Raw genomic sequence first — 12,855 nt, 5'->3', positions numbered from 1 at the left:
CCTCACCACATTAAAATTCAATAAGATCCAATCTATTACCAACAATTCACTTTCTATACTTTTGATAGAACCTAAAAATATTAACCTCAGATTTCTATGCAGTTTTTCGTTTTTTCCAATAACTCTTAATTACCGGCATAACGAAGACTAAAATTGTAGATAAAATAAAGAAAACAGATATTGGTCGTTCTAAAATAAGCCACCAATTACCTTTGACCATTGTCATTGTTTGTCCCAATCTTAATTCCAAGACTCCACCTAAAATTAAACCAATAGTCATCGGAATCACTGAAAAACCAAACAATCTCATTAAATATCCCAATACACCAAAAATTAATGCCACATAAACATCTACCACTGATAAATTAACTGCATATGAACCTACAATGCAGAACACAAATACCATAGGCCATAAAATAGATGTTGGAATAAATGTAATGCGAGCAAATAATTTAGCACCGGCTAATCCAATGATGAAAAATATGATATTTGCTAAAAGCATTGCCCAAAAAATTGTATAAACAGCTTCCCCTTTTTCGATAAACAAATTAGGGCCAGGATTAATCCCATGAATCATCAATCCTGCTAAAATTACTGCTGCTGTAGGGCTACCAGGAATACCTAAAGCAAGACTTGGTACCATAGAACCTCCTGTCGCAGCATTATTTGCAGCTTCAGAACCTGCGATACCTTCAATGGAACCTTTACCAAATTCTTCCGGAGTTTTAGACCAACGCTTAGCTTCGTTATATCCAACTATTGATGCTACAGTTGCTCCCTCTGCTGGTAAAATTCCAATAAATGTCCCAATACCAGTAGAACGCAAAATAGTTTTCCAAATTCTTTTATAATCTATCCAAGACGGTAACTTAATTTTGTCCATTTTTATAAGATTACCTTTCATTGATGATTTAGAAGCTTGAATGAATAATTCACTAATCCCAAAAATACCAATCATCATTGGAACTAAATCAATTCCTTCATACAAAGCAGAAATTCCGAAAGTAAAACGATCTATTGTTGTTAAAGGATCAACTCCAATAGTAGCAAGCAATATTCCTAATAAACCTGATAATAAATTTTTTAGAACAGAACTATTACCAACAGTAGCCAACATAGAAATAGCAAAAATTGTTAATGTTAAATATTCTGGCGGAGAGAATTTATACGCAATATCAGCAAGAAGAGGTGCGGCTACCATTAAACAAATAACACTTATTACACCACCAATACCAGAAGATACAGTTGCAATTCCCAGTGCTCTACCTGCTTCCCCTCTTTGCGCGAGTGGATAACCGTCTAGACAAGTTGTAGCACTTGCAGATGTTCCGGGAGTATTAATTAAAATTGCTGTTATAGCTCCAGCAAAAGTTGCTGCACAATAAATCGTCAACATGATTGTTGCTGCTGATATAGGATCCATTGTGATAGTAAAAGGGAGAATTAACGCAACACCCGTTGTAGCATTTAATCCAGGTAATGAGCCAATTAAAATACCGCCAATAGATGCAATAACAATCCAAATCAATAACTCAATATCTGCCAAATTACCTAATGCATTCCAAACTATTTCCATAACTCACCCCCATGTAAATAATTCATCAATATTCCGTCTGGAAATTTCACACCTAAAATCTGATCAAATAGGACATAAACAAAGATAGGTAAAACAATTCCTAATAAAAAAACTGGGAGCACTTTTATTTTATCTGTCCATAATATGTGGATAGCTAAGGCCGATAGAGTTACAGCTAAGAAAAAATCTACTGCTAATACTGCTATAAACGCGACAACAATAATAAGAACTTTTATAGTCATACTATTAAAATTAGCTTCTGACGTATCTTGTTCTTTATCTCCTTTTAACCACAATACTAAACTCAACAACATAATCAGTACTGCACAAATAATTGGAAAAGTTGAGGGTTGTAATCCTCTTTGTAAAATTGGAGGCAAATCTTTAAATTGAGAAGCAAGATAAATAACAACACTTGCAAATATAAAAATAGTAAAAAAGATAAAGAAATTTTTCTTGCTTCTCATAACTTCTCCTTATATATAAAAATAAATAATTTAAACTTTAATGAATGAAACCTAATTGCTTCAATGAATCATGCATTTCTTTATCACTTTCTTCTAATTGCTTGCCCCATATCTCTTTATTAGCAACTGAAGTTTCATCTAAGCCAAGATTAGCCAAAAACTTTTGGAATTCAGGCTTAGCCATAGCTTCCAATAATGTTTTTTCTAATTTATCAACAACATCTGCTGGTGTTCCGGCTTTAACTACGAAACCACGTACTGTAGATAAACTTACTGGAATTCCCAACTCTTTAGCCGTAGATACATTAGGTAAAGATTTCATTCGGTTATCTGATAACACTACTATTGGGCAAACTTGTCCTGCGTCGATTTGTACTTTAGCTTCACCTAGATTTAAAACACCAACATCAACACCTCCTGCAACAATCTGAGTTGCAACCTCATTGGCACTGTCAAATGGAATAACTTCCGCTGTTTTAACATTAGCTTTAGTAGTAAATGCAAATGCAGATACATCATCAATGCCACCTAAATGCGTAGTTCCATAAGTGAGAGCTTTTTTCTTCTGAGATTCCACAAATTCGTTCGCATCTTTAAAACGATTACATTTCACCATCAAAATCTGAGGATCATCTGTTGCTCTTGCGATTGGAATCCAATCTTTTAATGTTGTTTTCGAACTACCTTTAGCTATTTCTCCAGCTTGTCCACTGGTATATGTCAAAATCGTATGCCCATCTGCTGGACGAGACGCTACATAATCCAATGACAATAGGCCGCCGCCACCTTTCTTATTTACGATTGTGATTGATTTCCCTAAAAGTGGCTCAGCTAAACTTGCTGCCATTCTTGCAGTTAAATCAGTTCCTCCCCCAGCACCAGAATGCGTTACCATTTCCAAGTTTTTACTAGGAAATGCTATTGCTGTTGTTGATAACACGACTAGCGAAGTTAGCAATAAAACTTTTTTCATATTGGTCTCCTTTAAGAAAAACAGCTGATTGAACGAAATAAATCAAATTAAAAAATTCAAACTAATACATCATGTTATCTATTAACAAAGTCCGACATATATTTAAGAATCAAAGACATAGATACTGCGCCCGGATCAACGTGACCCAATGAACGCTCACCTAAACTCTTGGCACGACCAAAAACAGCAACTTGATTACGAGTATTTTCAGCACCTTGTTCAGCTGCTTTTGCTACACTTAATAACGCACTACTTAAGTCCTCGTTGATCACCTTTTCTGACTGTTTCTCTGCTGCTACTAAGGCATCAATCATTGTCTTGTCACCAGGTTTTGCTCCACCTCTAGCAAAAACAGCGGCAGATCCAGCAACTAAGAATTGTGAAAGTACAGCGCTATCAAAGGTTTGTTGACCAGCGATCGCCTTTCCACCCGCTCTAAATAAAGTACCGAATATTGCACCGGAAGCTCCGCCCATACTCGACATCATCTTAGTACCAGCCGTTAAAAATAACTCACCAACATCTTTAGGTGAAAAAGCATCGCTCGTGAGCAAATCACGCACAGCTGTAAAGCCACGTTGCATACCTAATCCATGATCGCCATCACCAATTTTTAAATCTAACTCCGTCAACATTGGTTCACTGCTAACCATTTTTTCAGCTGTATATAAAAGCATTTCTCTTGTTTCTGTTAAATTCATTTCATTTTCTCCAAGCAAAACTGTCACAAGGCATGTCATACAATTTTTGTAATTCATCATCCAAACGGAAGATGGTGATTGAATAACCAGCCATTTCTTGAGATGTACAATAAGGACCAATTAACACATCATGAATTTGAATATTTCGTGCGGTTAATTCTTGATAAACTTTTCGATAAGCAATTAATAGTTCGGTATAAGTTGAGCCACCTAGATTATTGATGGTTACACAAACTTTATCTCCGCTTTGTAATTTAATGTCATCACATAAACGATCAACCATCTCACCATTAATTTCATCAGCAGTGGTCATTTTTTGTCTTCTAACACCAGGCTCACCATGGATTCCCATGCCAAGTTCTAATTCATCATCTGCTAATTCAAAGTTGAATTTTCCTGTTTGAGGAATAGAACAAGCACCTAAAGCTACCCCTATTGTTCTAGTATTAAAGTTAGCTTTTTTAGTAGCTTCATAAACTTGTTCAAGATCGTAACCAGATTCAACCGCGGCTCCTGCAATCTTTAATACATACATATCACCCGCAACACCACGTCTATCACTCATCTTAGAAATTGGTGCTGCAGAGATATCATCTGTTACGCGTACAGTTTTGACTTGAATACCATCTTCTTCTAATAATTCTGCCGCAATATCAAAGTTCATATTATCGCCAGCATAATTACCATAGACGAACAATACACCTTTGCCTTTTTCCGCTGCTTTTGTGGTTTCAATAATGATGTCAGGTGATGGAGATGCAAAAATTTCACCTAATGCAGCTGCATCCGCTAAGCCCTTGCCTACATAACCTGCAAACATAGGCTCATGTCCGCTACCGCCACCAGTAACAACTACAACCTGATCATTACGAATATCATTTCTATATACGCCACTATAACCATCCACTTTCAATAACTGACCGCGACAAGCGTAAAGCAATCCTTCTAACTGTTCTGATGGAACTGCATTAGGATTATTGAGTAATTTTTTTGGTTTTCTTGCCATAATATGTCTCCAAATTGTCTTATTCTGATTCAAGTACACCTTTACCCATACGTACTGCAATATTGAAAGCTGCTTCAAATGCAGTTGGGACAGCAACATTCTTGCCATGTAAGTCATATGCTGTACCATGATTAGCAGTAGCAATCGGAATAGGAATACCACCTTGAACTGTTACGCCACGTTCAAAGCCGAGTAGCTTAAGTGCAGTAGAAAATTGATCGTGATACATAGATACCACACCATTGATATTTAAACGTTTGACTTCATGCATAGTGGTATCACTTGGGAAAGGACCATATAATTCGATTCCATATTCCTGACGGGCTTGTTCGATAGCTGGTTTAATAATGGTAATTTCTTCATCACCGAACACCCCACCTTCTCCACCATGAGGATTTAAAGCTTGTACAGCAATTTTTGGATGAGTAACACCTGCACGAATGAGTGATTGATTTAATAAACAGATACAATCAACAACACTTTGTACAGATAAATTAGAAACAATATCTTTGAATGGAATATGAGATGTCACTCGGCTTGCCCAGATATCATCAACAACATTTAATTCACATATAAAGCCATGAAAATCTGTTTGTTCTGCGAACCAATGCAACTCATCACGATATTTCAAGCCACCTAAATGCATTGCTTGTTTATTTAATGGCGCAAAACAGATTGATTGAGTGTATCCTGCTTGAGCATATTCAACCGCTTTTTTCAATGTTTCTAAAATATACATGCCACTTTGTTTAGTGGCTTTACCATATTCAAATGGTTGTTGATTCGAACATTTATATGAAATTAAAGCCGGTACCCCAGTTTTATAAGAATATGAAGGTAAATCTGCTTCTGTGATTTCATCATAAGAGAATTGTTGCTGTGCAATATTCATCCCTTTATGTAGTTCATCTTTATCCGCAATAATCAAAACATTGGCTTTCTTCCTTTGTTCTTCTTGAGCTAATAATTTTGCAACTAACTCAGGACCAATACCTGCAGGATCCCCTAGAACTAAAGCAACTGTTGGTTTTTGCATAATTTCCCTCTTATATGTGCTAATGTTGTCTAATCCAACCTCAATTGAACAAATGTTCACACTACTAACTTTTGTTAAGTCATATTAATAAAAAAAAATTTTATAATTTGTGATAGGACTCACAATATTTATTAAACACTCTATTTTTTTATAAAATTTGTGATTCAAATCACAAAAATTTGTAATAAAAATACAAAATTAATAACAAATGGAGTGCAAAGTAAGATGAGGACTAAAATAGGATAAAAACAAATGTAAAAATAATGTGCATTTCAACAGCTAAACTAAAGACGTCTTTGATACCCTTCAATCACCTGTAAAAACGGTTGGGCATAGCGTTCCAATTTTTTATAGCCAACACCATTAATTGCCAACATTTCTGATAAAGTGGTTGGAGTTTTGCGAGTCATTTCTTCTAGGGTAGCGTCATTGAAAACGGCATAAGGTGGGATATTATCGCGATCCGCCAATTGTTTGCGCAATTTGCGTAGTTGCTCAAACAATGCACGATTGGTACCGCTGTGTTGATGATGTTGATTAATCATTGATAAATTTTGACGTGGTAAAGCTAATGGTAAGGCAATTTCACCACGTACAATTGCTCGTGCAGCTTCAGTTAACTGCAATGCTGAATAATTAGTAATATTTTGCGTTAAAAAACCAAGATGAATTAATTGGCGAATAACGCTGTGCCAATATTCTTGTGGTTGATCCTTGCCGATACCAAATACTGATAATTTATCGTGTTGTAATTCTTGAATTTTTTGATTGCTGACGCCGCGTAACACCGCCATCACATAGTAACTACTAAAACGCTGCCCAGTGCGATAAACGGTAGAAACAATTTTTTGTGCATCAATCAAACCATCATATTTTTGTGGTGGATTTAAACAAATATCGCAGTTATGACAAGGTTCGATACGGTGTTCAGAAAAATAATTCAACAACACTAAACGGCGGCAAGTTTGTGCTTCAGCAAATTCTCCCATTGCCTGCAATTTATGTTGTTCAATCATCTTTTGTGCAGAATCAGGCTTTTCTTGTAATAATTTATTCAGCCATAAATAATCTTGCTGATCATAAAATAAAACGGCTTCTGCAGGTAAATCATCGCGCCCTGCTCGTCCTGTTTCTTGATAATAAGATTCGATGCTGCGCGGTAAATCATAATGCAATACAAAACGGATATTCGGTTTATTAATTCCCATTCCAAAAGCAATAGTAGCGACAACAACTTGTACATTATCACGTTGAAAATCGCGTTGTACTTGTTCTCTTAGCTCATTACTAAATCCTGCATGATAAGCTTTTGCTGCAATGCCATTGCGTTGCAATAATTCAGCCAGTCGTTCCACTTTACTACGGCTATTAGCATAAACAATACCGCTACGACCTTTTTGTGCTTTTACAAATTTCACTAATTGATCTTGTGGTTTAAATTTTTCCACCACCGTATAGCGAATATTGGGACGATCAAAACTACCAATATAGACAAACGGATTTTGTAGATTTAATAGCGCTAAAATATCTTTGCGGGTAATTTGATCTGCCGTTGCTGTCAGCGCCATAATCGGCACATTCGGAAAGACTCTTGTTAAATTACTTAAGCGTGCATACTCAGGGCGAAAATCATGTCCCCATTGCGAAATACAATGTGCTTCATCAATAACAATTAAACTGACCTGACACTGCTGAATAAAATAGAAAAATGCACTGGTCATTACTCTTTCAGGCGAGATATACAACAATTTTAATTTGCCTGAAAGCGCTTGTTGTTCAGTTTCTTTTTGTTGTTCTAGAGTCTGACTAGAATTTAAGTAGGCAGCTGCAACACCATTCGCTAATAACTGATCAACTTGATCTTGCATTAAGGCGATCAATGGTGAAATTACAATCGTTAAACCAGAAAAACATAATGCCGGAATTTGGTAGCACAAAGATTTGCCGCCGCCCGTTGCCATAAGGACAAAACTACTCTGCCCATTGAGCGTCGCTTCAATGATCTGTTGTTGTCCTTGACGGAATTGTTGATAACCAAAGACATTCTGCAACACTGCTTTGGCTTGAGTTAAATAAGGCGAATCGTTTTGTTCAGCATTCGCCTTATTATCAGAATTAGAACACATTGTTTAAACTAATACCTATCCCAATACGGTCAATCGAACGATTATAGTCAATTAATGATTCACCATATCCATGATAATACTGGGTATAAAGGCGTACATACTTAGCAATTGGATAACTCCAAGAAACTTCCATTCCGCCTTTATTGGTCGCGGTATTGTAACGTGCTGTTGTTTTCACAATATGATCACCAAAACGATATCCAACACTGATATCACCATAACCGTAATAATCGACAATATCAGGGTTATCATCGCTGGATGCTTTTTCAGGAATACGCCAGTAAGGTTTCAATTCCACTAACCAATCATCTTTGGTAAAGGCTGCTCGTAAATATAAGCGATTCCAACTGCGTGATTTTCCTTGTTGATCACTTCTGCCATTAGAAAGATGCACGATACCTGTTTCTATATCCGCTAATTTCCATCCCCAAAAAAGATCATAATTAGTTGCCCACGCTAAAAAAAGTTGTGGCTGATAATTACTTTCTCTAAATGGCGAAGATTGTTCTCGATTACTTAATTGAAACCACGAACGCTGGGTGTAAGCACCAGCCAGTACTGAATTTTTACCTAAAATTCCTTTCCAAAACGGTAATGCAACACTGATTTGAAACTTCACTTCATCATGTTTCATATTTTCAGGGTAATTAAAATTACGATTGGAATAGGTTTCCATTAAATAGTTTTGTTCATAAGGTTTTAAACCAACAAAATTATCCGGCGCTGCTTGTAATAACAGTGCAGTACGGCTTTCGTATGGCAAAACACTCGCCATCGCCGTTGGTAATGCTAATAATGTTGAAAATGCTAAAAGATGATAAGTGAAACGCATCGTTATTTCCTTTATTTATTGAGTAAATTCAACCTCTTCACCATGAGCAATACAAGCGTCAGTCAAATACTGCCAAAAATTTTTCCCTTCTGCATTCAACCATTGCTCTTGTTGATATTTAAAATGGTAACCGCCCAATTTGCTGGCTAGCCATAATTCTTGTAACGGTTCTTGTTTATTAATGACGATCTGGCTGCGATCCGCAAAAGTGATCGTAAACACCGATCCTTGAGTGTCGCAATCAACATCGCAATCCTGTTCTTCCAACTGTTCTTCAACTTGCTGCCAAGTCTGTTCCACAGCTTGATGATATTCTGCGTTATTCATAACCTGCTCCTCAAAAAATAGATGGTCATTATAGAGATTTTCCCTTCTTAGAGATAGCACAAAGCATAAATTAATGGTAAAAAGAACACCTATCAAATAAGGAGGAAAGTGATGAAAAAAATAATGATGACTATCATAATAAGCTGTTTTTGTTTAAGTCTAACAGCTTGTGGTGTCAAAGGACCTTTATATCAACCAGCAAAAGATCAACCAGTACAACAAGAAAACACAACCAAATAATTTTTACTTTAGGCAGTAGTTTATGGACTATTTTAATTATAAAAATAATCAATTAATGGCAGAGGAAGTGTCTGTCAGTCAGCTTGCACAACAATTCGGTACTCCACTTTATATTTATTCTCGTGCCACTTTAGAACGTCATTGGCACGCTTTCGATTCAGCTCTCGCAGGCCACCCACATCTTATCTGTTTCGCCGTTAAATCTAACCCTAATATCGCTTTATTAAACCTATTAGCTAAATTAGGTTCAGGTTTTGATATTGTTTCACAAGGTGAATTAGAGCGTGTTTTAGCTGCAGGCGGTGATGCAAATAAAGTTGTTTTCTCTGGCGTTGCTAAATCGCATACAGAAATTGCACGTGCATTAGAAGTAGGCATTCGCTGTTTTAATGTCGAATCAGAAGCTGAACTATTACGAATTAACCAAGTTGCCCAACAACTGAATAAACAAGCCCCGATTTCTTTACGAGTAAATCCAGACGTTGATGCAAAAACACATCCCTATATCTCTACTGGTTTAAAGAAAAACAAATTTGGTGTTAGCGTAACTCGAGCTAGAGAAGTTTATCGCTTAGCAAAAGAACTCTCCAATATCCAAATTGTTGGTATGGATTGCCATATCGGTTCGCAGCTAACTGAGTTACAACCATTCCTCGATTCTGCCGATCGTTTATTGGTGTTATTAGAACAATTGCGCCAAGATGGCATTGAGTTACACCATTTAGATTTAGGTGGTGGTTTAGGAGTACGTTACAGTGATGAAACCCCACCTCACCCAACCGAATACGCTAGCGCTTTATTAGCGAAATTTACTGATTATCCTGAACTGGAAATTATTTTAGAACCAGGACGAGCGATTAGCGCTAATGCAGGCATTTTGGTGACCAAAGTTGAATATTTAAAATCTAACGAAGATTTTAATTTTGCAATCGTTGATGCAGGAATGAACGATATGATTCGTCCAGCACTATATCAAGCTTATATGGAAATTATTGAAATAGATCGTACCTTCGAACGTGAAACTCGTACTTATGATGTCGTTGGACCGATTTGTGAAACATCCGATTTCTTAGGCAAAGGGCGCCAATTAGCCATTGCCGAAGGTGATTTATTAGCACAACGTTCTGCTGGTGCTTATGGTGCAAGTATGGCATCAAACTACAATTCCCATCCAAAAGCTGCCGAAGTTTTGGTTGATGGTGATAAAGCACATTTAATCAAACGACGTGAAAACTTTGCTGAACTTTGGGCAAATGAGCAATTAATTACTGAATAATCTTCGATAAAAAACGGCACTTCGTGGTGCCGTTTCAGACCGTTGACAAACCTAAATTTTGTCAAAAACTTCTATAAAATAACTTTGGGTCCCTCTTACTCTTGCCCGAATGCAAATAAGATTTTCAGGCAAAAAAAGCTGTCAATTTTTCGAGCTTGCGAGAAAAATCTCTTTTTTTGCCGCCCGGAAAATCTTATTGGAATGAGGATTAGCAAGAGTGCGAGGGTGTATTTCTTTTGCCTACTTTTCTTTGGGCATACAAAGAAAAGTAGGTCGCCCTTTAGGGCGAAACCTAAACATTAGTCAATAGATAATATGCTTATAAATTGGACAATACATTCTATAATGTATAATTCTATTTAATATATTAATTATCCCCTTGGTAACTCTTCAAATACACTAATGCCACAGTTGAAATCAATAACACAAACGCAACACCAATATATAAATTTTGCTTATCCCAACCTTGATCCAACAAAATACCTGCTACTGTTGGTGCTAAAATAGCGCCAATACGTCCAACGCCAATCGCGGCTCCGACGCCTGTACTACGGATATCCGCCGCATATACACTTGGATTTAACGTATAAAGACCGCTAATACAACCATTGATTAATGCACCGACTAAAATGCCTAGGATCATCGCTAACCATAATGTTGTGCTCGAAAGGATAAAACAAACCACCACAATCGCCGAAATAACAGTAAATAGCAGTAAAATTGATTTTGCTCGGAATAAACTTGCTAAGAAGCCATAGCACAATGCCCCGACGGTACCACCTAAAGAGATCATCATCCCGATACTAACGCTTTGTTCTACTGTCATACCTGCCTCTTTTAATAACGCAGGTGTCCATGAACTAATAAAGTAGAAACTAAACATAATCGAGAAAAAGGCAATCCAAAGTAGCAAAGTTGAACGGCGATAATTTTGATCGAAAATTCTAGTAAACGGCAAACTAGTTGTTGGTGCATCCAATTGCTTTTCCGGTAATGTCCATTGGCTACCTAAGCCCATTTTCGCTGTGATACGATTTAATTTTGCTTGGGCATTTTTCGGTTGTTTTACTAATAAGAAATCGATTGATTCAGGTAACCAAACCACAATTACTAATAAACATAATCCAGTCAATACCGCACCAGCTAAAAACACTGAACGCCAGCCATATTCTGTCTGCAACATTACCGCAAACATACCGCCTAATACAGCGCCAACTCCAAAACCAGCCGCATAAATACTGATCGCTAAACTGCGCCAACGACGGGAAGAGTATTCACTCGTTAACACATTTGTTCCTACTAAAATACCGCCAACACCTAAGCCTGTAAGTACACGCCAAATACCTAACCAAAATTGACTACCAGAGAATGCAGAACCTAACATCCCAATAGCAGACAATAACACCGCAATAATTAATAAAGGACGACGCCCAATTTTATCTGCTACGGGTGCCAAAAATAGCGAACCTGCCGCCATACCAAATAACCCAGCACTTAATAATGTTCCTAATTGCACGCCGCTTAAACCAAACTCTTGACGAATTGCCGTTGCCGTAAAAGCTAATGCCAATACATCAAAGCCATCTAATAAATTCATAATTGCCGCAATAACCACGATTCCCCATTGATAAGCGCTCATTGGACTACTGCTAATCGTATTACGTAAATTCATTTCACTTCCTTAATTATTTTTTAACAACAAAGTCATAGATAATAACGGAAACAAAACAGTAAAGAAATGGGAAATTACAAAAGAGACAGCAGCCAAAATTGACTGCTGTTTTAGGTTACTTATGGTGGGGTAATTTTATGTGATTTGCTAGTGACAACAATGCCTAATGCTCGTGTCTTTTGTGTCGGTGTGGACGATCCATGTCCTTAATTTCATTACGCAAAATTTCAGAAGTTACTGCATCAATTCTGACTTCTTTAATTTGCTTCTCCTTCGTGAAGATTTCTACATCATAAGTTGGATTACCTTCTTTACGTGGATGAAACTCTGCTTCCAGTACCTTTCCATCAACTTTTTGATTAGCAATATCAATTGCTTGCACTAAGGTAATCTTGCTCGAGTCTAATGCTTTTTCTAAACGTTGTGCACCTCCTTCATCTGCTAAAGCAAAATGCGCTGTGCCAACAGATAACAGCACTGCTGTCGATACAACAACCATTTTCCTTATGACCTTAGACATAATTATTTGTCTCCTTTATGAAATTTTTATTTTTTAGATTTAATAACACAAAACTAAGAGAATTTATCCCTTTACCTTATCGGCGAGGAGCAGTGTATAGCGG

General features: G+C 36.9%; 13 protein-coding genes. 2 read left to right on the top strand and 11 right to left on the bottom strand.

Going from position 1 to position 12,855, the window contains the following annotated elements:
* Positions 1 to 94: 94 nt before the first annotated feature.
* The 9 genes from NYR30_RS00985 to cyaY all read right to left on the bottom strand — a co-directional run bounded on the left by NYR30_RS00985 (position 95) and on the right by cyaY (position 9,044).
* Positions 95 to 1,576, bottom strand: a complete 1,482-nt coding sequence (locus tag NYR30_RS00985; RefSeq protein ID WP_302501576.1) for a tripartite tricarboxylate transporter permease — start codon at positions 1,574 to 1,576, stop codon at positions 95 to 97.
* Entirely contained in the window at positions 1,567 to 2,043 is a 477-nt protein-coding gene (locus NYR30_RS00980; protein WP_302501575.1) for a tripartite tricarboxylate transporter TctB family protein, read from the bottom strand. The genes NYR30_RS00985 and NYR30_RS00980 overlap by 10 nt, the downstream gene beginning before the upstream one ends.
* A 37-nt stretch (positions 2,044 to 2,080) precedes the next feature.
* Positions 2,081 to 3,016 carry a Bug family tripartite tricarboxylate transporter substrate binding protein gene (locus tag NYR30_RS00975; protein ID WP_302501574.1) on the bottom strand — a complete coding sequence of 312 codons (936 nt, stop codon included), beginning with the start codon at positions 3,014 to 3,016 and terminating at the stop codon, positions 2,081 to 2,083.
* 74 nt (positions 3,017 to 3,090) lie between these two features.
* Positions 3,091 to 3,717, bottom strand: a complete 627-nt coding sequence (dhaL, locus tag NYR30_RS00970; RefSeq protein ID WP_302501572.1) for a dihydroxyacetone kinase subunit DhaL — start codon at positions 3,715 to 3,717, stop codon at positions 3,091 to 3,093.
* A gap of 1 nt (position 3,718) precedes the next feature.
* Entirely contained in the window at positions 3,719 to 4,723 is a 1,005-nt protein-coding gene (locus NYR30_RS00965) for a dihydroxyacetone kinase subunit DhaK (protein ID WP_302501571.1), read from the bottom strand.
* 19 nt (positions 4,724 to 4,742) lie between these two features.
* Entirely contained in the window at positions 4,743 to 5,759 is a 1,017-nt protein-coding gene (locus NYR30_RS00960; RefSeq protein ID WP_302501569.1) for a 4-hydroxythreonine-4-phosphate dehydrogenase PdxA, read from the bottom strand.
* Between the two features lie 284 nt (positions 5,760 to 6,043).
* Positions 6,044 to 7,885 (bottom strand): DNA helicase RecQ, encoded by a 1,842-nt coding sequence (recQ, locus tag NYR30_RS00955; protein ID WP_066113830.1) that lies wholly within the window; start codon positions 7,883 to 7,885, stop codon positions 6,044 to 6,046.
* Entirely contained in the window at positions 7,875 to 8,660 is a 786-nt protein-coding gene (locus tag NYR30_RS00950) for a phospholipase A (RefSeq protein WP_231923811.1), read from the bottom strand. The genes recQ and NYR30_RS00950 overlap by 11 nt, the downstream gene beginning before the upstream one ends.
* Before the next feature lie 72 nt (positions 8,661 to 8,732).
* Complete coding sequence (cyaY, locus tag NYR30_RS00945) at positions 8,733 to 9,044, bottom strand: iron donor protein CyaY (protein ID WP_302501567.1); 312 nt, start codon at positions 9,042 to 9,044, stop codon at positions 8,733 to 8,735.
* Positions 9,045 to 9,155: 111 nt separating this feature from the next.
* On the opposite strand from cyaY, the gene lptM reads away from it, so the two are divergent.
* The gene (gene lptM / locus NYR30_RS00940) at positions 9,156 to 9,284 is read left to right on the top strand and encodes an LPS translocon maturation chaperone LptM (protein ID WP_082966198.1); all 129 of its coding nucleotides are present in this window, start codon (positions 9,156 to 9,158) and stop codon (positions 9,282 to 9,284) included.
* 22 nt (positions 9,285 to 9,306) lie between these two features.
* Positions 9,307 to 10,560 carry a diaminopimelate decarboxylase gene (lysA, locus tag NYR30_RS00935; protein WP_302501565.1) on the top strand — a complete coding sequence of 418 codons (1,254 nt, stop codon included), beginning with the start codon at positions 9,307 to 9,309 and terminating at the stop codon, positions 10,558 to 10,560.
* A gap of 367 nt (positions 10,561 to 10,927) precedes the next feature.
* On the opposite strand, the gene NYR30_RS00930 is transcribed toward lysA, so the two are convergent.
* Both NYR30_RS00930 and NYR30_RS00925 read right to left on the bottom strand, forming a co-directional pair.
* Positions 10,928 to 12,232 carry an MFS transporter gene (locus tag NYR30_RS00930; RefSeq protein ID WP_066106878.1) on the bottom strand — a complete coding sequence of 435 codons (1,305 nt, stop codon included), beginning with the start codon at positions 12,230 to 12,232 and terminating at the stop codon, positions 10,928 to 10,930.
* 163 nt (positions 12,233 to 12,395) lie between these two features.
* Positions 12,396 to 12,752 (bottom strand): PepSY domain-containing protein, encoded by a 357-nt coding sequence (locus NYR30_RS00925; RefSeq protein ID WP_302501564.1) that lies wholly within the window; start codon positions 12,750 to 12,752, stop codon positions 12,396 to 12,398.
* Between the last annotated feature and the right edge of the window lie 103 nt (positions 12,753 to 12,855).

The organism is Gallibacterium salpingitidis (assembly GCF_030517105.1).
GTDB lineage: Bacteria > Pseudomonadota > Gammaproteobacteria > Enterobacterales > Pasteurellaceae > Gallibacterium > Gallibacterium salpingitidis.
The sequence above is the reverse complement of the archived record's forward strand: the minus strand, read 5'-3'. Positions and strand labels throughout refer to the sequence as shown.